The following is a 24,236-nucleotide window of genomic DNA, read 5'->3' on the forward strand; positions in this document are numbered from 1 at the left end:
GCCAAAGCATTAACTTTAATAGCATCAGGTGCAGCGGCGGCATTTTGCTACTTTTCTGCTGCAGGAAAAGTAGAGAGAAAATTATGAGATTTGATTTTTAATCTTACGATTTCAATTTCCCCGGACACTAGTGATTCTCAATTCTCAATTAATATTAAACCTCACTCCTCAACACCTCCAACGGCGGCCTGTTCAGCACTCCTCTGCTATTAAATAATCCAATCAATACCGTTAAAGAAGTGATCAGCAGGAACAGAATCAGAACCGGAAGTAGTTCAGGAGAAAAGGTAGTCTCGAAAACGAACCTTGCCAATCCCCAGCTTGCAAGCAGCGCTAAAACAATACCCGCAGCCGCAGCCAAAGCTCCAAGAAAGATATACTCCAGGGCCGTAATCACCAGAATCTGCTTGCGGCTTGCACCCATAGTTCTTAATAAAACACTCTCCCTAATCCGCTGGTATTTACTGATCAGAACCGAAGCAATCAGCACAATCAAACCGGTAATGATACTGAATGCAGCCATGAAACGGATTACAAAGCCCATTTTATCCAAAATCTCATCCAGTACACTTAAAACTAATCCGAGGTCAATCATCGAAATATTAGGAAAGGTTTTTACTACAGCCTGCTGGTATTTCGCCGACAATTCATTGGAAGGGACCTGCGTAAGCAGCACATGAAACTGTGGGGCATCCTCAAGAACTCCTGTCGGAAAGATCAGAATAAAATTGGTCTGAATCCTGTTCCAGTCGACTTTACGGGTACTCCCAACAAGCGCCTTTAATGGAGCGCCCTGCACATTAAAGGTCAGCTCATCACCAATCTTCACTCCGATTCGTTTCGCATAACCTTCCTCCAGGGAAACATAAACTGGCTTGCCGGGCTCAGCTCTACCGATCCATTTTCCGTCGATCAACTCCTCCGAATCACTTAAGCTATCCCGGTAGGTAACACGGTATTCCCGTTCCAGTCCGCGCATTGCACCCCATGCGACACTATCTTTTTTATAGCTGGCAGCATTGCGCCCCTTTATCTCAGTCATCCGCATATTCACTATCGGAACTTCCTGTAAAACAGGCAGATTCATACTCTTTGTCAAATCATTGACCGCCTTTTTCTGATTACTCTGAATATCAAAAAGCACCATATTGGGCTGATTCTTACTGGAAGAACGGGTAACCCTGTTGATCAGGATATCCTGAACAAAGAACAATGTGCAGATAAAGGCTGTCCCTAAACCAATTGAAACAACCAGAATTAAAGTCTGATTATTCGGCCTGAACAGATTCGCAAAACCCTGTCTCCATAAATAAGACCAGGAAGAAGGAAAATAACGTCGTGCAAGCCACATCATCGCATAAGCCAGAGCGGCAAGGGCAATAAATCCGGCAAGGACACCCGCAGTAAAGAATACCGTCTTCTTGAGAGAACTCATCTGCAGGTAGGTAAAGCCAAAAATGAAGAGTACGATAATAAAATAGACCAGCCATTTTATGGGATCCTTAAAAAGGGAAGTTTCTTCCAGCGAAAGGCGGAGTGTATTTAAAGGCGAAATATTCCTGACCGAAACCAGGGGCAGAAGGGCAAATAATACAGAAATGATCAAACCGAGTAAAAGACCTTGTCCGACAGCCATCCAGGAAATCGCTACTGTGATTTCTACTGGTAAAAAATCTTTCAGGACTATAGGCAAAAACTGCTGGATGAGTGTTCCCAAAATAGCCCCGATCAGGGAACCGATCAGACCAATACCGGCAATCTGGATCAGATAGATCAAAAATGCCTGTCTTGAACTGGCACCGAGGCAACGCAGAACGGCAATGGTATTGATCTTTTCACGGATATAAATATGAATGGCACTGGCCACACCAATACAGCCCAAAAGGAGCGCAATGAAGCCCACGAGAGCCAAAAATTCGGTCAGATCTCCAAAAGAGCGGCCCGTATTTTCCTTCCGGGATTCAATTGTTTCATAATCCAGTTCTGCCTTTTCCAGTTGTGGCTCGAGGCGCTTGGCCAGTTTATTTACGTTAGTTTCAGGAGGAAATTTATAATAAAAATTATAGGTGATGCGGCTTCCTTTTTGTGAAAGCCCTGTTTCTTCGAGATAGGAAAGCGGTATATAAACAATCGGAGCAACCGCAGCATTAAAACCTGTCTGGCCCGGAGCTTTGTTCAAAACCCCTGCGATCTCAAAAACGACCTCACCCACTTTTATTGAATCTCCGGCCTTAGCATCATACTGAAGCATCAGCGTTTTATCGACCAGCGCCTGCTTCCCAAGTCTGAAACTGCGGCTGGCAGTTTTGGGAGTAGTTTCTATATCTCCGTAATAAGGGAAATCTCCGGATAAGGCCCTGACATTGACCAGGCGGGTACCCCCATTCTTCTGGAAATAGATCATGGAAGCAAAAGTCCGCTCTTCGGAACGCTCAGTCCCCAGGGATTTAAGCATTGGGAGGGACTCTTCCTTAACAGTTTTATTGGTCTCAATGATCAGATCAGCACCCAGCAGACTTTTTGCCTGCGAGTCAATGTCATTTCTGAGATTGTATTCAAAAGAATAAATAGCCACCAAAGCGGCAATTCCAAGGATGATCGAGGAAATGAACAGAAATAAGCGCGAGCGGTTACGCCTGCTGTCCCGCCATGCCATCAGAAGCAGCCATCTGAAATTGAGGGAACCTTTATGCTCCTCTATAACAGGTTCATTAAGCTCCGACATGATCCGGCTTTTCAGAGTTTTCAATATTAGTCCTCAGATCCGAAACCAGTGAACCGCCTTTGATGCGGATAATCCGCTGAGTTTTGGAAGCCAATTCCAGATCATGAGTTACCAAAACCAGTGTTGTTCCTGCTTCTTTATTCAGATCAAAGATCAGTTTTACAACCTTTTCACTCGTTTCCGCATCGAGGTTACCGGTAGGCTCATCGGCGAATAAGATCTTTGGGGAATTAGAAAAAGCCCTTGCTAATGAAACCCGCTGTTGTTCTCCACCGGATAGCTGAGTAGGATAATGATGCCCGCGATCAGCCAGACCAACCTTATCAAGCAATTCCAATGCCTTTGGACGAATATTCTTCTCACCTCTCAGCTCCAGCGGAACCATTACATTTTCTAAAGCCGTTAAAGTTGGCAATAGCTGGAAGTTCTGAAAAATAAAACCTACATGCTGATTCCTAACCTGAGCCCGCTGATCCTCATTCAGATTATCCAGTCGGATATGATTCAGTTCTACAATGCCCGAAGTGGAGCGATCAAGACCTGCGCATAAACCCAAAAGCGTAGTTTTACCACTTCCGGAAGGACCGACGATCGACATAGTCGAGCCTGCCTCTATCGCAAAACTTATATCATCCAACACGGTGAGTGTACGGCCCCCGCTTTGATAAGTTTTACTCAAATTCTGAATATTCAGTATAATGTCCAAAGTGTCTGGTTAAATTTAATTAAGGTGAGTTCTATCTATAAATATCTAATGACTAATATTTAACCACATAGATTCTCTTATATTTTGCTTTAAAGGAAACATAGATTGAAGCGAAGCTTCAAGGCTATCTGTGTCTAAAATGAAGGTCATCAGCTATAAAATGCTATGTTTCTATGTGGTTTTTAAATTTTTTTTGAGTTCACGTTAATCTATGATTTAGCAATCTTCGCAAAATAAACAAAATGAAGGTCTTAGCCAGACCTGCTTTGTAAAAATCTTCTCATATTATTGGATGGTGAGGGGTGGAGGATGTTACAAATTTATTGAATCCTAAACAGAACCTCCTTGTCCCCTGTTGCAAACCTTGTGGTTTTAAAACCGCGGGCTAAAAACAATTTTGCATTTCAGGGCGGTTTTTATACCAAATCAAAAAACAGTCTAAAAAAGAGCTTTTGTTGATACCTTGTTGAGCTTTTCTTTAGCTAAAATGCATTTTTGGCTACGCCAGCCCAATAATAGCCGAACAAGGTATCAAGAAGGTATCAACAAAGTGGCTGTGAAGAGGGAGCTTTGACAAGTGGGCTGTAAAAGCCGACCATTTCGAGGATATCCTCGAAATGATAAGAGGCGGCAACAGTATGAGGAGAAATAGAAGGAATAAAACTTTCAGGATAAATAATTTTGTAAATGATTATCCGTCACTATTTTGCTTTAAACCTTACCACATCCCCACTATCAGTACCTCCATAAACCAATTTTAGTACGAGAGCTTTGGCATTAGGTTGCTCCTTCCGACAAATGTATATCAGCTTTTCCTTTAAAGCATGATACTGGAAACTATTTGATTTTCCCCGGTCGGATACCGTGGTAATATATTCAGTCTCGTTCATAGGCTCACTATCTGTGAAGACGTAAACTCCCTGGAATTGATTAACCTTTGAATGACTATTTTTTTCGGAATTTTCTTTGAACTTGATAATAACAGCTTTGTCATCACCGTCATTCACAAACGATAATATTAATCCATCTGCGGTATAATTAACTTTTCTTGCTGCCTTAAGCAGAAAATCGCGGACGGGTTGATATTGCCCTTTTGATTTACTTATATCGGCGTCATCATGCCCTGCAGTTGACACTTCTCCCACAACTTCATATTCTGCAATGGGTTGGCTATCCGTAAAAATATAAAAGCCCTGCATCTTGTTTACCACCCCGATGTTCTCCTGGCTGTATCCCGCGGCTACAACCAGAATTAAACAAACACTTATAAAAAATCTTAAAATCATAACTCTTAAATCAAAAAAACACCTCAAGAATATTCTTGAGGTGCAGACTTCATTCTTTAAATGGAAAACAGAACTAATAGTGCAATTAGTATCACACCAAATCCCATCCATGAGGATCTCCGTGCAGCTTTATCGCGGCTGAAAATGTGTACTAATGCAACACCGATTATTCCAAATAATAATCCCACTAGAAACCCAACAATATTAAACCCACCACTGGCATTTGCTGCCGCTTTTTTAACATTAACCTTTTCGTCTAAGTTCAGGGACTCATCATTCCTTAGCTTTTTCTTCATGAAGGAAAAGGCAAGTTTTTCTTTAAAATTTAGCTTCTCTCCTGTTAATTCAGTGTATTGTTTTGGAGATAGATCTAAAAGTTCTCTGAAAGTGATACTAGCTTCCGCAGACGGTTCTATTACAACTTTCTTACTTTTTACAGGTGGGATCGCAGATGTTAAGAAAACAACTAAGATCAAAAGTAACGGGAAATTCAATAATTTTTTCATGTGTTGTGTTTGGTTTTTGGTTAAAAAATATATAATTGAAGACAAAAGGTAAGCGGGTGACTATAACTCATAAAACCTTCCTTAAATTAATTTGGATCGTGGCAGTTTGATTTAGATCCGAGGAAAAAGCTGTTTTTATTAATGAATTACGAGTTTTAACTATCAGAACCCCGGTATTTGGAGGTGTTGCTCCAAGATTTTCAGCATAAAATTTTAAGACGTGAACTGAGGTACGAGAGTTATTTATTTTGTAAGTGAGTGGGATCTTCGTCAGAGTGACTTTCCTGAATATCACATTGTCATTATTAATCAGGGTTATCATATCACCATCTATTTCCATATTGTCAAGGATAGAGAGCTCAACTTCATCTTCGTTGATCTCGATTACTCTTACCTTATTTTCAATTCTCGCAACCGTATCTGTTCGGGTAGTAGGAGATTCATTTATTAAAATGGGTGATGCTGTGGCGGGTTTTTCGTTGACAGTGCTGTTTTCAAACTTCGGAGTTGAAGGAATCACCCTTTTAATTGCCCTTTGGGAATTTATAACTTGACTCTTAACACGCGGTGAAGCTATCTTATCTAAGCTGACAATGCCCGATAAACAATTTGAAATATTACTTAAGGGAGTAAAATTTCCTGTTAATTTAGAATCTGCCAACGCAAGTTCTAATTTCAGCAAGCACAATTCCTGTTTGTTGGGATAATTAGAGTTCAACACTTCGATCTCACTAACTATTAGACGACCATTTTCCTTGACTGCCATAACCTTTGATTCGCAATAAAAATTATCGTTGAGGGAAGTTGAAACTCCGGTGTAAACGCCTGATTCTTCCTGATCTAACTTTAATTTATATTCAAATTCGCCTGAGGAGTCCATTAATTTTCCCGCCCATTCCCCCATTAAACTCTTATTAATTTGACCCAGGCAATCAACAGTCGAAAACAGTATGATAACTATCAAGATTAGCTTACCCGGATGCATTTGATCTAATGAATAAGAATTTCTAATTATCATGTTAATTATAAGGTTCAGCTTGCTTTGAATTAAAGCTGTAGTGTTACTGCACGAATGTAAATAAGCCCGTTTAAGTATCCTTACGGTTTCCCGTAGGACACCATCCAGCAATAAATTTTCATCCGGTAAACTCCCTTCCAGTCTAAAATAATACCGACTTTCGCTTCCAATTCTTATTCTAAAGCACATTTATAATGACACGATTTTCGAGATATCTTATTTACTCACTATTCATAACCATAAGCATCTCCTGCCAAATACATGATGCAGGGATGGTAGCTGTTTCAGCGCCACAATCGGAAGCATTCCCAGTCACCAAGATCGTTGATGGTGATACCTTTTGGGTAGACAACGGTACTGAAAAGGGGCTTAAGATCCGCTTCATAGGAATCGATGCGCCAGAGTCCAGGCGAATGTTCAACAGGGAAATTGGTTATTACGGAAAAGAAGCGAAGGAATACTTGACCAGTCTTCTAACTAATAAAAAAGTCAGGCTTGTTTCAGATGTAGACCCCTTGGATCAATATGGCAGAACCTTATCCTATGTTTACCTTGAGGATGGGACATTTGTAAATGCCGAATTAATAAAAAATGGGTATGCTGTGCTGATGACGGTACCGCCGAATGTGGAATTTGCGGATTACTTTGCGAAACTTCAGCGTGAGGCGAGGGAGCAGAAAAAGGGCTTGTGGAAGGTAGAAGTTCAATAATCTGGAATTAGCCTTCCTGACATTAGACCGGCAATCAGTGCAAGAGACCATCGTTTACCGGCAATGGCGTTATTAATTCCAACGTCGTTTACCCTGCCAGAAGCCGCTAGCCAATTACAAAAATTTCCATTCTCGAAGCTGATATTCTGAGGGCAGGAAGCACTTTGAGAAAAGCTTGAAATCACGCAACCCAATATTAAAAATAGCACAAGGTAGAGGTTTTGAAAACGTATTTTTTAGGGCTACAAGTAAAATCTGATCATTGGTTAAAATTTCATTCTATTGAGGTTAGGCAGGGATCTTTAGTTAATTAGTAAAAAGAATGATGAAAATATTATTATATCTCTCTAATCTAACGAGTTATAATATTGACTCTTAGGAAGAATCGTGAAAATATATTTAGGCACAATCTCATCTGAGGACGATGAAGAAACAATCTTAACCGCATATTTCTGGCCAACGTATACACTGTATAACCCATCGTCCAGAATTTCAGAGGCTGCCAGTTTCATGCCTAATGCAGTTATTCTGTTTTTGATAAGAGAATAGAAATTTTTATTGTGAATTTGATAAGTAATTGTCGATTCATAACCTGGACTGTAAATCAAATTAAACCATCCAACCGCCCTTTCTGTATCAAATTCTGATTTTCCGAATGCCCAGACTGCCCTTCCCATCCTATCGTCCGTTTCCACCACTGAAGAATCAAAGCGCCAGCCTCTATTTAAATGAAATTCATTTACATATTCCAGATCTTTCATTTGCAGGTTCACTAGCTGGTCTAAAGTCAAACTCTGACCTTTACTGGTTTCGAATGATAAAAGAAGAATTAGGGTAATGAGATATTTCATTACGTCAATTTTTGAGATCATTATTTAGTTTTTAAGCTAAAGTTAACAAAGAAAATATATCACTCTTTTGGTATTTAGCAGTTGATGCTCATATCACCCCCAAATCCTTACAAAACGCAACCAACTGTTCATTCTTCGTAAAATTCAGCGCCTCCCTAATATAATTCAAGCGCTTTTCCACACTGCTTAGTCCGTAAGGCTTAATCTGGTGCTGTACCAGATACTCTGGAATGTCTTTTTGAAGTATCCCCTTTGAGAGCAGGGTAATCAGTACGATATCATATTCCCTGAACTCGTAAGTATTGGTTTCTTTGATGGATTGCCTTAGGCCAGTACTCAGGTATTTTCTGTTTTTTCCTATTGCTTCCAGAGCCAGTTTTAACTCGGTGACATCGCGGCGGGCTTTCCGGACAAAGGCATCGATTGAAAGTTCTTTGAACAACAGGTCGATCAAGACTGGCTTGCCTTCAGCAGAAAATACCAGCACTTTAATTCGGGGTTGAAGATCTTTTACTGCACGGATCAGATCAGTGCCGTTTTTAATATTTTGGGGTATGTGGTCTTCTTCAAAGGATAGGTCTGTGATCAGCAGATCATATGGAGCATTGTCTTTCACCGCATGGGAAATTCGCACCAGTGCATCATCACAGTAATACGCATAGTCGCTGTTCACGATGCCGAAATCTTCCAGTGCTTTCCGGACAGAAATATTGGAACTTTCGTGATCTTCTGCAATCAATACTTTTTCAAACATAGCTATGATCTCACAGGAAATTGGATCTGAATATTTAGTCCCCCTGTTGTGCCTTCTTCAAAAGTAATATTGCCATGGATGCTTTTTATACGGTTTCCCGTATTCGTAAGCCCGTTCTTAAAAATGGTCCCTTCGGGGAGGCCGGCTCCATTGTCGGTGTAAAAGACCTTGATATTGTCCGCCTTTCGCTCAAAACGGATGGCTACTGAACTAGCTTTACTGTGTTTGTTCATATTCACCATCAATTCCTGTAGCACATAATACAGGTTGTCTTTTGATTCCTGATTTAATTCTGACCATAATTCGCTGGTATTCCCGACAATCACAACCCTGGTATCATGCGTGGCGAACGACATAAGTAAATTACTTATGGAATTTTGAAAATCGTAGCCCGGGAGGCCCAAAGAAACATCATCATATGAAATATCCCGGGAACGTTCGTACAGGACTTCCATATCATCAAGAATCCGGTCGCGGTCAATTTTAGCGTCGTTCTCTAGTTCAGACATCAGGCGGTATAGTCCGTTAGCTACAACATCATGCACCTTTTTTGAAGTTTTAAGCTGGCTTTCTTTAATTGCGCTGGCGGCTTGCAACGCTAAACGGCGTGTTCTCCTTTTATAAGATAAAACCCCCGTAATGCTGCCCGCTATAATCAGGATTGCGAGACTTATTAACCAAACATTTCTTTTGGTATTTTCTTGCTGAAGTAAGAGATTATCTGCCTTATGCTTTTCAGTTTCATACCGGATCAGAGCGAATTGATTCTTTGCACTATTCCGGGCTATTTGAATGCTATCTCCTAAGCTTCGATAGATATTAAAGTATTCCCTTGAGTCCCGCGGATCACTAAGTGGTATTAATTTTTGTAAGGCTTCCAGACGATCATCAGGACTGTTAAGTTTAGTTGCCAAACCATACATTTTTCTTGAAAAAATTAATGCACTATCCGGACGTTTTTTGAGATAGTAATCAGCAAGATGAGCATAGCTTGCATTCTGTCCCCATAAATCCTTTTCTTTCAATCTGATATTTAAGGATTGATAAAGTTCTTTCGATGAATTATAATCGGGAGTTTGAAGCCATTTGGTATATGCAAAATTAGAAAGGGCTCTTGCATAATTAACAGCGTTCTTTTCTTGTCCCAATACAGACATATAAATTTCAATAGCTTTTAAAAACTCTCCATTTTTGCGGTATGCATTGGCTATATTATTCCTGACAATTAGCGCATAAGTACTATCAGGAATAAATCCCAAACTCTTGTTGTAGAATTCTATTGCTTTTGTGTATTGTTTGAGATTATAGCTGGCAATCCCCAGATTATTATAGTTCGATAGGATGTAAGGATGGTGTTCCGGATTTTTCTCATCGAAAAAAGGTACGGCATTTAAAGATAATTCTTGTCCGCCAAAATGATCTCCCCCATCGGTAGCAATGATTGACATATTTACAATGCAGCTAGCTGCACCAAGACTATCTTTGTCCTGAATAAATTGATCCTTTGCTTTATTAAAATAAAAAAAGGCAGAATCTGTTTCTCGCCTATCCCGATGTTCATAGGCTCTTTTGTAGAAAATGTTATTAGTCTTTTCATGCCTGGTATTATTTGAACATGCGTAGCTAAATACTATCAAACAGAGAAATATAATATTGAGCTTCATTAAGGCAGATTTTTCCTAATTTAAAAATTAGGTACAATATATTCTCTTAATTCGGCTTTAAAATTCCAGCCAGTCCTTAATCGTGCTCGTGTCTAATAGTATAAAGCAAATCTGGGTGCCATTAGAAAGAAGCTCTAACGACACCCAGACTTAATTAAGGTCTTGGAGGTGGTGGTATTTGTCCATTTTCACCACCGGTATCATCAATTGGATCACCGTTTAATGTGCTGTATTCGGAATTGTTCCCTTTCGGAGAATCTCCATTACCTGTTGTATTGCCTGAACTGCATGCCAATCCCAATAAGATTGCAATTATGAATTGAATCATTTCTTAAAATTTAAAATGTTTGAAAATCATGCAGGGCCATCCGAATCCGATCGGAAGGATTGCTGCGTTGAATTCAAGAGGCGCCTCTTAAATTTTTTGGGAAGGATTGAGATTTGATTGGCGAACATGATATGACTGCTTCCCAGGTCAATGATATCAGTCCACCAATCTCCTCTCGGTTGGAAGCAATCAATGTTATTTGTTCAGCTTCCGGAAACAAAGGTGCAGCAGGCCAGGCAGCTGAATATTAAATGGTTCCGAAGAATCCGATTGTTCCGATAGAATTCCGAAAAGCCTGAAATATTCCTTAATTTCAGGCTCATATTTTATGCAGGATTCCGGAAAAATGTTCTCAGATTATAAAGCAGCTGTAATCAATTTCTATCAACAGAAAAGGAATGAGGGAAGCCTTTCACTCAATTTGCAACAACCTACACCCGCCAAATTGAAGAAGGAATGCCTTAGCGTTTTTGAAATAAGAAGATCCCGTAATGACCTGGAAATTTTGAGTCAGTTTTTTGGCCATCGGGCAGAAGAAGTGGCGTATGAAGCAGCAATCAGAACAATGGATACCGATAAGTTTCGGCCATTAGTAAACCTATTAATTGGAAAGGTCAGAGAGACTGAAGACAAAAATATTGCGCTTCTCTCCTGGCTCATTGATTTTAAGCCCAGACCTTATCGCTTTGGATCTAGCTTTACAAATAATGGAGCGGATGCAGAGGGACATAAGGAGCCTGAAGATACCTTTATTATCACTGAAAAGCCAGGCATGGCTCCTCTGGAAGCTGAGGACCTCAATTTTGTTAGCGGCATGGGAACTGGAGGTGCCCCTAAATCAGGGAATAAGATTAACTATTTTCATGAATATAAAAAGCAGGGAATTATTGGTCTTGGGATTTTAATCATAAGTGTTTTAGGAATTTCATTCTACACGTCTAAGCCACAATGTATGTATTGGACTGGAGATCAATACGAGGCCATCGCTTGTGATAAAAAGGCACCCCATATACAGCCTATCCTGGCAGATGATTTTAAACTTGAACACTTTAAAAGAATTACCAAACGGGATACCTTAACATATAATGATATAAATAAGGTTTGGTACGCAAGTGTTGATAAGCAAATTGAGTTCTATACAAGTGCTGGAGAAGACCCTCGTTTGGCCGGCCGACAATTAAGGCCTATGTCGAAATATATCTTTGAGAAATATATTCTTCCATTAAAAACACCCCGGGGTAAATTGAGTATTCCCAGTCACTGATTGCCGGTAAAAGGTTTTGTTTTTCGACCCCGAACACTCAATGTCATTATTTAAATTTGGGGAGGTTCCAGCTTTCGCTGGAATGACAACATTGCTGGGGGGAGATGGGGGGAGATTCCAGCCTTCGCTGGAATCGGTTCAGATCACTCCTCATTTCCAAAATAAATAAAGACAAAAAATGAGTAAAAGCACAACATCATTTATAATACGGTTCCGTCTTTTGATTCCAGCGAAGGCTGGAATCTCCTTATTAACCAAAAAATTTTGTCATTCCAGCGAAAGCTGGAACCTACTGCCCCTTAAATAATGACATTGAGCGAAAGCTGGAACCTTAGGTAATCTTCTTTCATCCTCCCAACAACGCTTGTCATCCGATAACCATCGGATCCAGCGAAAGCTGGAACCTGTATTAATAATTCTTACAAAGTCGGATCACCTTCAAGCCTTCTTGTATTAGTTTCAGAGGGACTTGCTTTAGTATTGCAATAAGTGATTATGATTTAGTATAAATTTTAACCGGATACTGGTAATTCCCAGCCTATTCCTCAGATCTTCCCTTCCGTTACGGAAAACCGTAAAAATCAAAAGAAGTACTTCGTAATTTTGAATAGCCGAATGCATGAAAATTGAAGGCTATGCAGTATAAAATACTGAATATCAAATATATGAGCGCTCGGTTTATTTGTATTAAGGATTTATTTGGTTTATGTTTAATGATCTAAAGTGCTCAAATGAAAGGAAATATTGGCAGTCAGTTAAATGGAATACTCCTCTCGACTGTTTTAATCTTTGTCCTTTCATTATCCCTTCAGAGTCAGACGAATAGCCATTTCACAGCTTCCGGTTCTATTCATGAAAGCCAGGAAACTATTGTTTATATCACAAAAACCGGAACAAAGTATCATAAATCTTCCTGCAGGTATCTGAATCAGAGTAAGATTAAGACGACGCTGAAGAAGGCTGTGGCGGCGGGGAATGTGGCGTGTAAGGTTTGTAAACCATAGAATTAAACTGATGAAAAAATTAGTGTTATTAATCATTGCCTTTGCAGGTTTTCTGCCTTTATCTTCTATAGCGCAATCATATAAGGAATGGAAAGACCATGATGTGGTACGCTTTTATAAGAAAGTTGATTTAGACTCATATAGCCTTGATAAAGAGGGCGAAGAGATTGAAGAAATTTATACACCCACAAAAATTGATGATGGTCAATACAAAGTAGAAGTCACTAAGGTTTCATCAAAACTATACCAGATAAGGGGAACAAATATTTACATGTACTTTAGGTATTCTCCATATTTATATACCTATGATGAAGGAATTTTAGAAGTATCTTATAATTACGGAACATTTTATGAAAAGCCATGATTTGGCTTCCAATTTAGTCAGATTACCTTTGAGAAGAGGGAATATAATTTGTAAACTAATTGTCCTTTATTAACAAACACAGATTATGAACGAAATCGTCCGAAGAAAATTAATAGAAGTTGCGAGGAAAAAAGGCGAGCAAACTATTACATATCAGGAACTATCAGACCAATGTAATCTCGGATTGCTTATGCGTGAGTCTGAATATGCTAGAGCAGAAATTGGTCGAATTTTAGGAGAAATTTCAACCTTTGAACATAATAATGCCAGACCATTACTTAGTTCCTTAGTACTTTCTAAAGGAAGTGCTTATGAAGGTGATGGGTTCTTTAAACTTTGTGATGAACTAGGTTTTGGTCCCTGGAAGAAACTTCAAAATGATATAGAATTCCCATTTCAACAAATGAGAAAATGTTATGACTTCTGGAAAAACGACTCTTATTATGACCAATATTTAAATGAGTAAGTAATCTTAAATTAATAGTTTTACATCACACTCATTTATACGATCAATGAACCAAGCCGTACATAATAAATTAGTTTCTTTTATCTGGTCTATTGCTGACGATTGCCTGCGCGATGTTTACGTCCGTGGAAAATACCGGGATGTGATTTTACCCATGACTGTTTTACGCCGCTTAGATGCTTTGCTCGAACCTACAAAAGCGGCCGTACTGGAGGAAATGACCTTTCAAAAAGATGAAGCTAAATTTTTAGAATGGGACACCAGTGGCTTAAAGTCTGCTTCCGGCTATGTATTCTATAATACCAGCGAATGGACCTTACAGCGCTTACACGACACCGCAACCAATAACCAGCAAATTCTGCAAGCCAATGTGGAGGATTACCTGAACGGTTTTAGTGATAATGTTAAAGAGATCATCGATAAGTTTAAATTGAAAAGTCAGGTGAGGCATATGGCACAGAAAGATGTGCTATTGGATGTGCTGGAAAAATTTACCTCAGCTAAAATCAATTTAACCCCATTCGAAAAACTGGATCCCGATGGACGCAAATTGGCTCCCTTAAGTAATTTAGGGATGGGCTATGTGTTTGAAGAACTGATCCGAAAGTTTAACGAGGAAAATAACGAAGAAGCCGGAGAACACTTTACCCCCCGTGAAGTTATTGATTTAATGACCCATCTGGTCTTCGAACCCATTAAAGATGAATTGCCACCGGTAATGACCATTTATGATCCGGCTTGCGGTTCTGGTGGCATGCTGACCGAATCTCAGAATTTCATTAAGGATGAAGATGGAGAAATCAAAGCCAGTGGCGATGTGCATTTATATGGCAAGGAAATTAATGATGAAACCTATGCCATCTGTAAATCGGATATGATGATTAAAGGGAACGACCCGGAGAATATCCGCGTGGGTTCTACCCTGAGTACCGATGAGTTTGCCGGCAAGAACTTTAACTTCATGCTCTCCAATCCGCCTTATGGAAAATCATGGGCCAGTGAACAGAAATACATTAAAGATGGCAAAGACATCATCGACCCCCGGTTCCAGATTACATTGAAAAACTATTGGGGCGAAGCAGAGGATGCCGATGCCACTCCACGTTCCTCAGACGGGCAATTGCTTTTTTTAATGGAAATGGTGAGTAAGATGAAACCACTGGATCAAAGTCCGGCGGGTTCCCGCATTGCCTCGGTTCATAATGGTTCCAGTTTATTTACTGGCGATGCCGGAGGTGGAGAAAGTAATATCAGAAGGTATATCATCGAGAACGACTGGCTGGAAGCCATCATCCAAATGCCGAATAACCTCTTTTATAATACAGGTATCACCACCTATATCTGGTTATTATCCAATAATAAAAAGCAGGAGCGAAAAGGTAAAGTACAATTGATCGATGCCGGATCTTTATACCGTAAACTGCGCAAGAATTTAGGAAACAAGAACTGTGAGTTTGCTCCTGAGCATATCCGTGAAATACTGAATGTTTATGCGCAAATGCAGGCCATAGAAAGAAGCGGCGAGCAAGGCATTGCTTCTAAACTGTTTGATAATGCTGATTTTGGCTATTATAAAGTGAGCATCGAACGGCCAAAACGTTTAAAAGCACAATTCACAAAAGAGAAGATTGCCGAATTACGCTTCGATAAATCTCTGCGTGAAGCCATGGAATGGGCCTATCAGGAGTATGGCGAAGCAGTTTATACCGACCTGAAAAGCCATGAAAAAGAGATCCTCGACTGGTGCGATAAAAACGAACTGAATCTAAGTGCCAAACAAAGTAAGGCATTAACTAGCTTAAGCACCTGGCAAAAGGGAATAGAATTAATGAATATTGCCGAAAGCCTGATGGAGAAAATAGGCAGCGCCGAATACAGCAACTTTAACGAATTTAATACACGGGTAAATGAGGCTTTAAAACAAAATAAAACTACAATCTCCGCTTCCGAAAAAAATACCATTTTAAATGCCATCAGCTGGTACGATGCCGATGCCGAAAAAGTAGAGAAAGGTATCATCAAACTGCAGGGGGAAAAGCTGGAAAACCTCCTGGAACATTTAAATTGTGGGGAAAATGAATTGGCCGATTATGGCTATTATGCTACCCCTAAAAAAGGCGAATACCTGCAATATGAAACCGAAAGTGATTTACGGGACTCAGAAAGTGTGCCTTTAAAAGAAAATATCCATCACTATTTTTTAAAAGAAGTGAAACCACATGTTGAAGAGGCCTGGATTAATCTGGAGGCCACCAAAATAGGCTATGAAATCTCCTTCAATAAATACTTCTACCAGCATAAACCTTTACGTTCATTAGAAGAAGTGAGTGCTGATATTTTAGCGCTGGAGGCAGAAAGCGATGGTTTAATCCGCGAAATTTTAAATCTGGCTTAACATGGATTCTGAGTTAATCTTATACCAGTCGGAAGACGGACAAACTAAAATACAAGCCCGTTTAGAAAACGAAACAGTTTGGCTTACGCAAGCGCAAATGATCGAATTGTTTGGTAAAGTAAAATCTACCATAAGCGAGCACATAAAAAACATTTTTGAAGAGGGGGAATTAGATGAGAATTCAGTTGTTCGGAATTTCCGAATAACTGCCGCAGACGGAAAAGATTACCTAACTAATCATTACAACCTCGATGTAATCATCTCTGTAGGTTATCGGGTAAAAAGCTTACAGGGAACCCGGTTTCGCCAATGGGCTACGGCCAGACTTCGCGAATATATCGTGAAAGGTTTTACGATGAACGACGAATTGCTTAAACAAGCAGGCGGCGGCGATTACTTCGAAGAGCTATTAGCCCGCATCAGAGACATTCGTTCTTCTGAAAAAGTATTCTGGAGGAAAGTATTGGATATCTATGCGACCAGTGTGGATTACGACCCTACTGCCGAAGCTTCAGTAACATTTTTTAAAACCATACAGAACAAAATGCATTGGGCAGCACACGGACAAACTGCTGCCGAAGTTATATACAGTCGTATAGATGCGGCAAAACCTTTTCTGGGACTCACAAGCTTTAAAGGAGAGCAACCCACACAGCAGGAAACTACCATTGCCAAAAATTATTTAAATGAGCAGGAATTAAATGTACTCAACCGTATGGTGACTGCTTATTTAGAAGTTGCGGAATTGCAGGCCCTGAACCGTAAACCCATGTATATGTCCGATTGGCTGCAACGTGTGGATGATTTTTTACAAATGACCGGGAATAGCATTTTAAGTCATGCCGGCGCCGTTAGCCATCAAAAAGCCCTGGATAAAGCGAAAGAGCACTATTCGGCCTATAAACAAAACCTTAAAAACGAATTATCTAAAGCAGAAAGGGACTTTGTACAGCACTTAGAACAAAGTCATAAACAGCTTAAAAAGAAAAAAGATGGAAATTAAGAATCAAGAATGCATTCGATAAATTGTCTATGGAAACCTCTGGTGAGGTCTTGAAGATTAAGGCATTGTAGTTATGAGAATCTTACGCACCGCCAACTGGCACCTTGGTAAAGGTTCCGAAAATTCTCTCATTGGGAAGAACAAACGAGAGTACCTCCAGAAATTATATAGAAAGCACGCAGTAATTACCAATTCAGGAAATCGGATCCACGTGATGGAATCCAAGCAATTAGCGCGTCCGAATGGAAATGCAAAATTTCCTTAGGGGGCATTCTTATTTTAGGATTACTAAAGGCTATAAAGCTTCTACATCATCTTAGCCATTTCAATAGTATTTATAGAACAGCATGAACAAAGTGAATTTCTAGCGGATATAGAACATGATTGTAATGACCTAATCACTCTTATAAAATGCACAATGATGCCTTAGAAACATTTATCATATAAAATTATTAGATTGTAATTTAAAAAAACAGAAAAATGATGCAGGGTGATTTAGAAAAAAATACAATTACAATCTATTTTGATGCCCCTAAGCCTTTTGAAGCTACCAACATAAAGCCACTGAATGGTATTGCAGGCTTATATTTTATCTTCACTTCATCCATTCAGGTTCAATATCCGTTTAATAAATCAAAATTGCTCTATATAGGAATGAGTGAAAAAAGAACAAATAGTATAAGGAGCAGGCTAGGCGGTCATTTTGATGGAAAATCCAAAAATATAGGGCTATCTAACTATCGAAAAATTGAACCGTTATGGTTTACTTATATAAATATTGAAATGCTTAGAAATATTTGGGCATTTAGGGTGGAAGACCTAGAGAGTTATTTTATTCTAAATTTCGTAGAGCATTTTGGAGTTTACCCCATCTGCAATAATAAAACTGGATTTGAAATCCTTAATAATACACTGACTACAGATTTTAAAATTGATTGGGACTATTTTAAATAACAAATGCATGAAAGAAGATGATGTTAAATCAGGCAAGGAAATCCTTGATGCTTTTTTTACAGATATAGCAACTATTGAAAATGTTGATAAGGAAATTGCTAAAAGTCTGACTGAGTTATATTTTACTAATAAGCTTTCAGATAAGAATGTTGTAAATGAATTACAAAAACTAAGGCTTCAAAATGGTGACAAAGATTGAAAATATATTAATTTCTGGGATCCGTGGAATAATGAACACGGTGACACTTCCATTAAACGAAAAATCCATTTTATTATATGGTGATAATGGAACAGGGAAAAGTAGTATATCTGACTCTGTTGAATGGTTTTATACAGACAAGGTATCTCATCTGGCTGGTAGCGAGATCGATTTGAAAGATGCTTTAAGAAATGCTTATTTAGCCAATTCCGATAATTCCTTTGTTAAAGTTGAGTACAATAAAAATATTTTTAATACGACTAAAAGCCTCATTTACAAGAAAGGGAAATTAATATCAGAAATTTCTAATTCAACAACAGAGTTTGAAAAGTATTTTTCAGAGTCAGAAAATGAAAACTTGATTCTGCGTTATCAATTCTTAAGAGACTTTGTTGATCAGACAAAAGGAGATAAGTTAAAATTTCTTTCTGATATTATTGGCTTTTCTGAGGTTACCAAAACAAAAGACGTTTTAAGAAAAGCATTTAATTCGATTAAATCGGAAATTAAAACTCAAAATTTTGAAGCTCAGATTAATGTTCAAAAACAAACATTAATTGAAAAAATTGGTGCTGCAGTTAGTCAGGAGAGAAATTTATTCGAAAAGATAAATGAAATAATTGTGTCATTAAATACTGGCATAACAGTTACATCCATTGATGATATTAATATTTTCCTAGATCATCTTAAAAAACCCGCTAATACTAAACAGCTGACAGAACTTCAATTTTTAGAAAACACCAGTGCCTTTCTCTCTACTTTTAAGAGTGAAGTATTGTTTATTGATGTGGAGTTTAAGAAATATTTCGATGAATTTAATAAAATAGCTGATGATGTTCAAGGCATCATGAAAACCTTTTTAGCCGAGCTATTAAAATCAGGAGAAACAGTATTAACCAAGAAATTTCATAAAGAAGACAGCTGTCCCCTTTGCCTTCAGCCACAAAGCATTGAAGAATTAAGGCTAGATATACAAAACCGCTTAAAAGAAATTGAAGAATCTACAAAAAAGAAAGCTGCATTTGATGTTGCAAAACAATCGATTTTAAACATTTGTTCAGATAGACTCAATAGAGTTGAGATGGCAATGAGTGATATTTCTTTAAACGAACCAGAAAATGAGAATATTAAACATTCATTGAATGGTTTGAAGCAAAGACTAATAAATTATCAAAAGGCAGCTACTGAAAAAGTTACTTCAGGAAACAAATTGCCTTATGCAGAAACTCTAATCCTTACTGAAGCGGATTTTAATATTCAAGGTACAATTGCAGATAGGATTGAAATCCTAAAAGCTAGGATGAAAAGCGATAACTCAACTGAGTTATATGCAAATGTATCTGCAGCAAAAGATGCTTTTTTGAAGATAAAGCAATTTGAAAAGGAAAGAGAAAAGCTTGAACACCAAAAAAACTCTTTAGAACTGATATACAATGAATTTGTTAAACGGCAAAAGGAGGGATTAGATAATTTTATAAATACATTCTCTGGTTACATTAACGACTTTTACCAATACATGAACCCTGGCGAATTATTCCAGGAAATCAGAATTGTAATTATTGGTGAAGATGATGATCTGGATGGCATTACTATTGAATATAAATACAATGATGTTTGGGTTTCACCACCTCAGAAATATTTTAGTGAATCACACCTTAATTGTTTTGGTATCTCATTTTTCTTAGCATCGGTTATTGCTTTTAATAAAATTAACAAGTTTATAATTCTGGACGATGTAATCTCGAGCTTTGACACCAATCACAGACAAAGGTTTGCTAATTTATTATTTGAAAAATTTTCTGATTACCAGATAGTCTTGTTGACACATGAAGCTGAATGGTTCAAGTATGTCCGACAATTGGCTAAAAGAAAAAACTGGCTAATTGGAGAGATAAAGTGGACAGAGTCAGATGGAACATACCTAGAAGAAAAGCCAAATGATTTGAAAGCCTTTATCGAAACAGAGCTTGCTAAAAGCTCTATTGAGGCTTTAGGAAATCCAATCAGGAAATATTTAGAATTTACACTAAAAGAAATCTGCTTGAATTTTGATGTAAAGGTTAGTTTCAGGTTGAACGACGTGAATGAGAAAAGAATGCCAGATGAATTATTAAGTGAATTAAAATCAAAAATAAATAAAAATGGTGGCCAGGATTTAAAAGCAAAATTCCCGGTTATTGAACGTGTAACTAACTCAGTATTACTAGGTAATTTGCTTTCACATGATAATCCATTTAACCCAAAACTGGGGGATTTAAAAGCATTTTGGACAGATATACAAGAATTCGAGCAAATATTTACCTGTCAAGATACAGAATGTAAAAGACCTAAAGTTTCCATGAAAAATTATGACAACGTCGCTAAGAAAATTAGGTGCGGTTGCGATAAGACTAAATATGATTGGAAAGAATAAATAAGTGAACTTAAAAACTGCTCCCTATTTAAATGATACTTTCCTTCTTTGTTGAATGTTGATCAAAATACATAAGATCATAACAACAAAGAACCTAAAAGCTATTTTATGGGATATTTGATAAACTACTGCTGGTGAAGCCCATGTGAACCTAATGGTGCATGTCGGCTCCAAAACATTTATCTTGCATTATGAACAACTGGCAATCCCTCCAACAAAAACTCATTGAATTCAGAAACGATCGTGACTGGGAACAATTTCATAACCCCAAAGACCTTGCACTTGCAATATCTATTGAGGCATCCGAGTTAAACGAATTGTTTCTTTGGAAAAAGCCTGAAGAAGCCGATGTTGAAAAGGTAAAAGAAGAACTTGCAGATATTTTTGCCTATGCTCTCCTTCTGGCAGAAAAATACAATCTGGATGTAGATGAGATTGTCTTAAACAAGATTAGCAAAAACGCGGAGAAATATCCGGTGGATAAATCTAAAGGAACCTCTAAGAAATACAACGAACTCGGATGATCATCTACCAGGCAAGTAAAGCAGGGTTTCTAAATGATATCCTTTCCAACGATATCGAAAACATTGTCCATGAAGAGATGATCGCTTACGGCAATAAGCGGGTTGGATTAAGTGAACTCGCCTCCTGGAGAAATTCCTTGCAGTTTATGAGTAATGTTCTTCACGATTCTGAGATTCCCCCAGATTGTAATGTTGCGATAGAATACCATATTCCACAAACATCGAAACGGCTTGACTTTATCATTACCGGTCTTAACAAAGACAAAATTGATCACGCCATTCTTATTGAGCTAAAACAATGGTCCACAGCTGAATTAACTAACAAAGACAGCATTATAAAAACTCACTTCCAGGGGCGCTTAACGGAAACAACACACCCTTGTTATCAGGCCTGGTCATATTCAGCATTGTTGAACGGCTTTAATGAAACTGTCTATGAGGAAAAAATTCAATTAAGACCGTGTGCTTACCTGCATAATTATACAGATGATGGGGTAATAACTAACCCTTTCTATGGAGAATATATAGAAAAGGCTCCGATGTTCTTAAAACCGGATGCTCACAAACTACGGGAATTTATAAAACAGTTCGTCAAATTTGGCGATAGCACAAATATTTTATATCGTATTGATCATGGTCGTATTAAACCTTCTAAAAGCCTGGCTGATAGTCTTGCAGCTATGCTTACCGGTAAAGATGAGTTCATATTGATTGACGATCAAAAGATTGTGTATGAAACGGCTATGCTGGCTGCGCAATCTTCTGAATCCAGTAAAAACGTTTTGATTGTTGAAGGTGGGCCGGGTACAGGTAAATCAGTTGTGGCAGTTAACCTGCTTGTAAAATTGACTGAAAAAGGTTTACTGGCACAATATGTAACAAAGAATGCAGCACCCCGAAGTGTATATGAAAGTAAACTGACCGGCACATTAAAAAAAACTGTCATATCTAATCTGTTCAAAGGCTCAGGTGCATATATCGACACGCCTGAAAATACATTTGACGCATTAATAGTTGATGAAGCCCATCGCCTGAACGCAAAGTCGGGTATGTTTAAGAACCTGGGCGAAAATCAAATTAAAGAACTAATCCAAGCTTCAAAATTCTCTGTGTTTTTTGTCGATGAAGATCAGAAAGTTACTCTGCTGGATATTGGAGAAAAGCAGGAAATTGTCAGATGGGCAGAATCTATGGGCGCTAAGGTCCATCAGATGGAGCTTAGTTCACAGTTCAGATGCAATGGATCGGATGGATATCTGGCCTGGTTGGATCATACTTTGCAAATCCGGGAAACAGCTAATACTCTCCTTGATCAAAAGGAGTATGATTTCAGAGTTTTGAAATCACCGGTTGAACTTCGTAATCTGATTGTCGAAAAAAATAAGCATAGAAATAAATCACGGATGGTAGCCGGTTATTGCTGGGACTGGGTAAGTCAGAAAAATCCCGAGGCGTTTGACATTTGTATGCCGGAATTTGATTTTGCTATGCGCTGGAATCTCACAACCGACGGTAGCTTATGGATAATGAGCCCGGATTCTGTTAGTGAAATTGGTTGCATCCATACCTGTCAGGGCTTAGAGGTAGACTACATAGGTGTGATTGTAGGGGATGATCTGATTGTTAGAAATGGCCAGGTAATTACCAATCCGGCTAAACGATCTAAAAATGATTCTTCTGTTAAAGGCTATAAGTCAAGGTTGAAATCTGATCCTGAGAAAACTATGGCAGAAATGGATAAGATAATTAAAAACACCTACCGGACTTTGATGACCCGGGGCATGAAGGGGTGTTATGTTTATTGCGTGGATGAGGAGACTGGGGAGTACTTGAAAGACAATCTCAAAATTGATAACGATCCATTAAACCATCAAAATTTCAAATAGATGATTCAAACAACTCAATATCGGCTTTTAGACCAGGTGATTGTCATAAATAAAAAATACAAGGAAATTACCAGAATTACAGGTGAGGGATATAATATATTTCAGATCCTCAAAATGGGTACGGCTGAAAACAGATTACATTCGGCATTTATTGCAGACCTGTTAAACCCTAAAGGTGAACATCTCCATGGAGATGTATTTCTCAAATTATTCGTCGAAGAGTTCATTGGAAGTGATTTTGTATTTGATTCTAATACGGCAATAGTCGAAGTAGAGAAATATATTGGGCCAATTAGTGCCGACAAAACAAGAGGTGGTAGAATTGACATCTTTATAAGTGATAAAAATAATACGCAAATCTTTATAGAAAATAAGATTTATGCTGGCGATCAGGAAAACCAGCTAGTAAGATACTTCAACTCTAATCCCAAAGCACATCTGATATATTTATGCCTTCATGCTAATGAAGTTTCAAAATTTAGCTGCAAAGACCTGGAACTTGGGAAGGATTTTCACATTAGAAATTACAACCATCATATTTTAAACTGGCTCCATAAATGCAGGATGGAAGCAGTTTCGCATCCTTTACTACGAGAGACAATAACACAATATCTTAATATTGTAAAATATCTAACCGGTAAAACCATCAATAACGACATGAAAAACGAACTAGCTGAACTTATCACAAAGGATAAAGAATATCTTGAAGCGGCCTTTGCTATATCCTCAAACGTTGATGAAGCTTGTATTTTATTGCTTGATCGCTTCAAATCGATACTTCAAGAAATCGCAGACGAATTGGATTTGATATTTGAATATTCAATAGATTGGAATAAAAAATATAATGGTTTTATATTTTATAGAAAGACCTGGAATAAAGCCAGTATAAATTTCCAGTTTCAGAATTATGCAAGTAACCTTGTCTATGGCATTTCTTTGGATGAGGAAGCAGCAAATGTCGATGACAAAACAATTACAGAAACATTTGATATTCTAAAAGAGTTAGGAGGCAATTCAAATAGCTGGTGGCCTTTCTACAAAAAGATGGAACAACCCTATCTTGACTGGGAAAGCAAGGAGCCCTGGCTGGCAATTATTGACGGTTCAATCAAAAACGTTATCTATACCAAAGTAAAAGAGATTAATGGATTAATTGGAGAATATCCGTTATAAAATTTGATGGCCCATTTTATTCAAGTTTATTTTTAAAGGAATA

22 protein-coding genes are annotated in these 24,236 nt (G+C 38.3%); 13 read left to right on the forward strand and 9 right to left on the reverse strand.

The annotated features are described in order from the left end of the window. Positions 1 to 154 precede the first annotated feature (154 nt). The 5 genes from Q8S11_RS14565 to Q8S11_RS14585 all read right to left on the reverse strand — a co-directional run bounded on the left by Q8S11_RS14565 (position 155) and on the right by Q8S11_RS14585 (position 6,127). Entirely contained in the window at positions 155 to 2,725 is a 2,571-nt protein-coding gene (locus tag Q8S11_RS14565) for an ABC transporter permease (protein ID WP_305662851.1), read from the reverse strand. Next, on the reverse strand, positions 2,712 to 3,431 hold the full coding sequence (locus Q8S11_RS14570) for an ABC transporter ATP-binding protein (RefSeq protein ID WP_305662852.1): 720 nt from the start codon (positions 3,429 to 3,431) through the stop codon (positions 2,712 to 2,714). Before Q8S11_RS14570 ends, Q8S11_RS14565 begins: the two co-directional genes overlap by 14 nt. 701 nt (positions 3,432 to 4,132) lie before the next feature. Continuing rightward, positions 4,133 to 4,717, reverse strand: coding sequence for a hypothetical protein (locus tag Q8S11_RS14575; RefSeq protein WP_305662853.1), 585 nt, complete (start codon positions 4,715 to 4,717; stop codon positions 4,133 to 4,135). A gap of 56 nt (positions 4,718 to 4,773) precedes the next feature. Next, on the reverse strand, positions 4,774 to 5,223 hold the full coding sequence (locus Q8S11_RS14580) for a hypothetical protein (RefSeq protein ID WP_305662854.1): 450 nt from the start codon (positions 5,221 to 5,223) through the stop codon (positions 4,774 to 4,776). A 67-nt stretch (positions 5,224 to 5,290) separates the two neighbouring features. Continuing rightward, entirely contained in the window at positions 5,291 to 6,127 is an 837-nt protein-coding gene (locus Q8S11_RS14585; protein ID WP_305662855.1) for a hypothetical protein, read from the reverse strand. A gap of 308 nt (positions 6,128 to 6,435) precedes the next feature. On the opposite strand from Q8S11_RS14585, the gene Q8S11_RS14590 reads away from it, so the two are divergent. Continuing rightward, positions 6,436 to 6,951, forward strand: a complete 516-nt coding sequence (locus tag Q8S11_RS14590; protein WP_305662856.1) for a thermonuclease family protein — start codon at positions 6,436 to 6,438, stop codon at positions 6,949 to 6,951. A gap of 347 nt (positions 6,952 to 7,298) precedes the next feature. On the opposite strand, the gene Q8S11_RS14595 is transcribed toward Q8S11_RS14590, so the two are convergent. The 4 genes from Q8S11_RS14595 to Q8S11_RS14610 all read right to left on the reverse strand — a co-directional run bounded on the left by Q8S11_RS14595 (position 7,299) and on the right by Q8S11_RS14610 (position 10,548). Further along, positions 7,299 to 7,802: a hypothetical protein gene (locus Q8S11_RS14595; RefSeq protein ID WP_305662857.1), complete on the reverse strand. Its 504-nt coding sequence runs from the start codon at positions 7,800 to 7,802 to the stop codon at positions 7,299 to 7,301. Between the two features lie 88 nt (positions 7,803 to 7,890). Then, positions 7,891 to 8,556 (reverse strand): response regulator, encoded by a 666-nt coding sequence (locus Q8S11_RS14600; protein WP_305662858.1) that lies wholly within the window; start codon positions 8,554 to 8,556, stop codon positions 7,891 to 7,893. A gap of 2 nt (positions 8,557 to 8,558) precedes the next feature. Beyond that, positions 8,559 to 10,220, reverse strand: a complete 1,662-nt coding sequence (locus Q8S11_RS14605; RefSeq protein ID WP_305662859.1) for an ATP-binding protein — start codon at positions 10,218 to 10,220, stop codon at positions 8,559 to 8,561. A 154-nt stretch (positions 10,221 to 10,374) separates the two neighbouring features. Continuing rightward, a complete protein-coding gene (locus Q8S11_RS14610) occupies positions 10,375 to 10,548 on the reverse strand; it encodes a hypothetical protein (RefSeq protein WP_305662860.1) in 174 nt (57 codons plus the stop codon). A gap of 328 nt (positions 10,549 to 10,876) precedes the next feature. Between Q8S11_RS14610 and Q8S11_RS14615 the strand changes: the two genes are divergently transcribed. The 12 genes from Q8S11_RS14615 to Q8S11_RS14670 all read left to right on the forward strand — a co-directional run bounded on the left by Q8S11_RS14615 (position 10,877) and on the right by Q8S11_RS14670 (position 24,193). After that, positions 10,877 to 11,812, forward strand: coding sequence for a hypothetical protein (locus Q8S11_RS14615; protein ID WP_305662861.1), 936 nt, complete (start codon positions 10,877 to 10,879; stop codon positions 11,810 to 11,812). Positions 11,813 to 12,543: 731 nt separating this feature from the next. Continuing rightward, complete coding sequence (locus tag Q8S11_RS14620; protein ID WP_305662862.1) at positions 12,544 to 12,816, forward strand: hypothetical protein; 273 nt, start codon at positions 12,544 to 12,546, stop codon at positions 12,814 to 12,816. Between the two features lie 10 nt (positions 12,817 to 12,826). Next, a complete protein-coding gene (locus tag Q8S11_RS14625; RefSeq protein WP_305662863.1) occupies positions 12,827 to 13,180 on the forward strand; it encodes a hypothetical protein in 354 nt (117 codons plus the stop codon). 85 nt (positions 13,181 to 13,265) lie between these two features. Beyond that, complete coding sequence (locus Q8S11_RS14630) at positions 13,266 to 13,646, forward strand: hypothetical protein (protein ID WP_305662864.1); 381 nt, start codon at positions 13,266 to 13,268, stop codon at positions 13,644 to 13,646. A gap of 46 nt (positions 13,647 to 13,692) precedes the next feature. Continuing rightward, positions 13,693 to 16,041, forward strand: a complete 2,349-nt coding sequence (locus Q8S11_RS14635; RefSeq protein WP_305662865.1) for a class I SAM-dependent DNA methyltransferase — start codon at positions 13,693 to 13,695, stop codon at positions 16,039 to 16,041. A gap of 1 nt (position 16,042) precedes the next feature. Further along, a complete protein-coding gene (locus Q8S11_RS14640; protein WP_305662866.1) occupies positions 16,043 to 17,044 on the forward strand; it encodes a virulence RhuM family protein in 1,002 nt (333 codons plus the stop codon). 480 nt (positions 17,045 to 17,524) lie between these two features. After that, positions 17,525 to 17,998: a hypothetical protein gene (locus Q8S11_RS14645; RefSeq protein ID WP_305662867.1), complete on the forward strand. Its 474-nt coding sequence runs from the start codon at positions 17,525 to 17,527 to the stop codon at positions 17,996 to 17,998. Positions 17,999 to 18,005: 7 nt separating this feature from the next. After that, a complete protein-coding gene (locus Q8S11_RS14650) occupies positions 18,006 to 18,197 on the forward strand; it encodes a hypothetical protein (protein ID WP_305662868.1) in 192 nt (63 codons plus the stop codon). Continuing rightward, a complete protein-coding gene (locus tag Q8S11_RS14655; protein WP_305662869.1) occupies positions 18,181 to 20,610 on the forward strand; it encodes a hypothetical protein in 2,430 nt (809 codons plus the stop codon). Before Q8S11_RS14650 ends, Q8S11_RS14655 begins: the two co-directional genes overlap by 17 nt. 191 nt (positions 20,611 to 20,801) lie before the next feature. Next, positions 20,802 to 21,134: a nucleotide pyrophosphohydrolase gene (locus Q8S11_RS14660; RefSeq protein WP_305662870.1), complete on the forward strand. Its 333-nt coding sequence runs from the start codon at positions 20,802 to 20,804 to the stop codon at positions 21,132 to 21,134. Next, positions 21,131 to 23,020 (forward strand): DUF2075 domain-containing protein, encoded by a 1,890-nt coding sequence (locus Q8S11_RS14665; protein ID WP_305662871.1) that lies wholly within the window; start codon positions 21,131 to 21,133, stop codon positions 23,018 to 23,020. The genes Q8S11_RS14660 and Q8S11_RS14665 overlap by 4 nt, the downstream gene beginning before the upstream one ends. Further along, positions 23,021 to 24,193 carry a PD-(D/E)XK nuclease family protein gene (locus tag Q8S11_RS14670; protein WP_305662872.1) on the forward strand — a complete coding sequence of 391 codons (1,173 nt, stop codon included), beginning with the start codon at positions 23,021 to 23,023 and terminating at the stop codon, positions 24,191 to 24,193. Positions 24,194 to 24,236: the final 43 nt, after the last annotated feature.

Source organism: Daejeonella sp. (genome assembly GCF_030695525.1).
Classification (GTDB): domain Bacteria; phylum Bacteroidota; class Bacteroidia; order Sphingobacteriales; family Sphingobacteriaceae; genus Daejeonella.

What these genes read in the sequence shown, in the direction of transcription:
- Q8S11_RS14565 (WP_305662851.1), bottom strand. Translation starts at nt 2,725, where the DNA reads ATGTCGGAGCTTAATGAACCTGTTATAGAGGAGCATAAAGGTTCCCTC.
- Q8S11_RS14575 (WP_305662853.1), bottom strand. Translation starts at nt 4,717, where the DNA reads ATGATTTTAAGATTTTTTATAAGTGTTTGTTTAATTCTGGTTGTAGCC.
- Q8S11_RS14580 (WP_305662854.1), bottom strand. Translation starts at nt 5,223, where the DNA reads ATGAAAAAATTATTGAATTTCCCGTTACTTTTGATCTTAGTTGTTTTC.
- Q8S11_RS14585 (WP_305662855.1), bottom strand. Translation starts at nt 6,127, where the DNA reads ATGGGGGAATGGGCGGGAAAATTAATGGACTCCTCAGGCGAATTTGAA.
- Q8S11_RS14590 (WP_305662856.1), top strand. Translation starts at nt 6,436, where the DNA reads ATGACACGATTTTCGAGATATCTTATTTACTCACTATTCATAACCATA.
- Q8S11_RS14595 (WP_305662857.1), bottom strand. Translation starts at nt 7,802, where the DNA reads ATGAAATATCTCATTACCCTAATTCTTCTTTTATCATTCGAAACCAGT.
- Q8S11_RS14600 (WP_305662858.1), bottom strand. Translation starts at nt 8,556, where the DNA reads ATGTTTGAAAAAGTATTGATTGCAGAAGATCACGAAAGTTCCAATATT.
- Q8S11_RS14605 (WP_305662859.1), bottom strand. Translation starts at nt 10,220, where the DNA reads ATGAAGCTCAATATTATATTTCTCTGTTTGATAGTATTTAGCTACGCA.
- Q8S11_RS14610 (WP_305662860.1), bottom strand. Translation starts at nt 10,548, where the DNA reads ATGATTCAATTCATAATTGCAATCTTATTGGGATTGGCATGCAGTTCA.
- Q8S11_RS14615 (WP_305662861.1), top strand. Translation starts at nt 10,877, where the DNA reads ATGCAGGATTCCGGAAAAATGTTCTCAGATTATAAAGCAGCTGTAATC.
- Q8S11_RS14620 (WP_305662862.1), top strand. Translation starts at nt 12,544, where the DNA reads ATGAAAGGAAATATTGGCAGTCAGTTAAATGGAATACTCCTCTCGACT.
- Q8S11_RS14625 (WP_305662863.1), top strand. Translation starts at nt 12,827, where the DNA reads ATGAAAAAATTAGTGTTATTAATCATTGCCTTTGCAGGTTTTCTGCCT.
- Q8S11_RS14630 (WP_305662864.1), top strand. Translation starts at nt 13,266, where the DNA reads ATGAACGAAATCGTCCGAAGAAAATTAATAGAAGTTGCGAGGAAAAAA.
- Q8S11_RS14635 (WP_305662865.1), top strand. Translation starts at nt 13,693, where the DNA reads ATGAACCAAGCCGTACATAATAAATTAGTTTCTTTTATCTGGTCTATT.
- Q8S11_RS14640 (WP_305662866.1), top strand. Translation starts at nt 16,043, where the DNA reads ATGGATTCTGAGTTAATCTTATACCAGTCGGAAGACGGACAAACTAAA.
- Q8S11_RS14645 (WP_305662867.1), top strand. Translation starts at nt 17,525, where the DNA reads ATGATGCAGGGTGATTTAGAAAAAAATACAATTACAATCTATTTTGAT.
- Q8S11_RS14650 (WP_305662868.1), top strand. Translation starts at nt 18,006, where the DNA reads ATGAAAGAAGATGATGTTAAATCAGGCAAGGAAATCCTTGATGCTTTT.
- Q8S11_RS14655 (WP_305662869.1), top strand. Translation starts at nt 18,181, where the DNA reads ATGGTGACAAAGATTGAAAATATATTAATTTCTGGGATCCGTGGAATA.
- Q8S11_RS14660 (WP_305662870.1), top strand. Translation starts at nt 20,802, where the DNA reads ATGAACAACTGGCAATCCCTCCAACAAAAACTCATTGAATTCAGAAAC.
- Q8S11_RS14665 (WP_305662871.1), top strand. Translation starts at nt 21,131, where the DNA reads ATGATCATCTACCAGGCAAGTAAAGCAGGGTTTCTAAATGATATCCTT.
- Q8S11_RS14670 (WP_305662872.1), top strand. Translation starts at nt 23,021, where the DNA reads ATGATTCAAACAACTCAATATCGGCTTTTAGACCAGGTGATTGTCATA.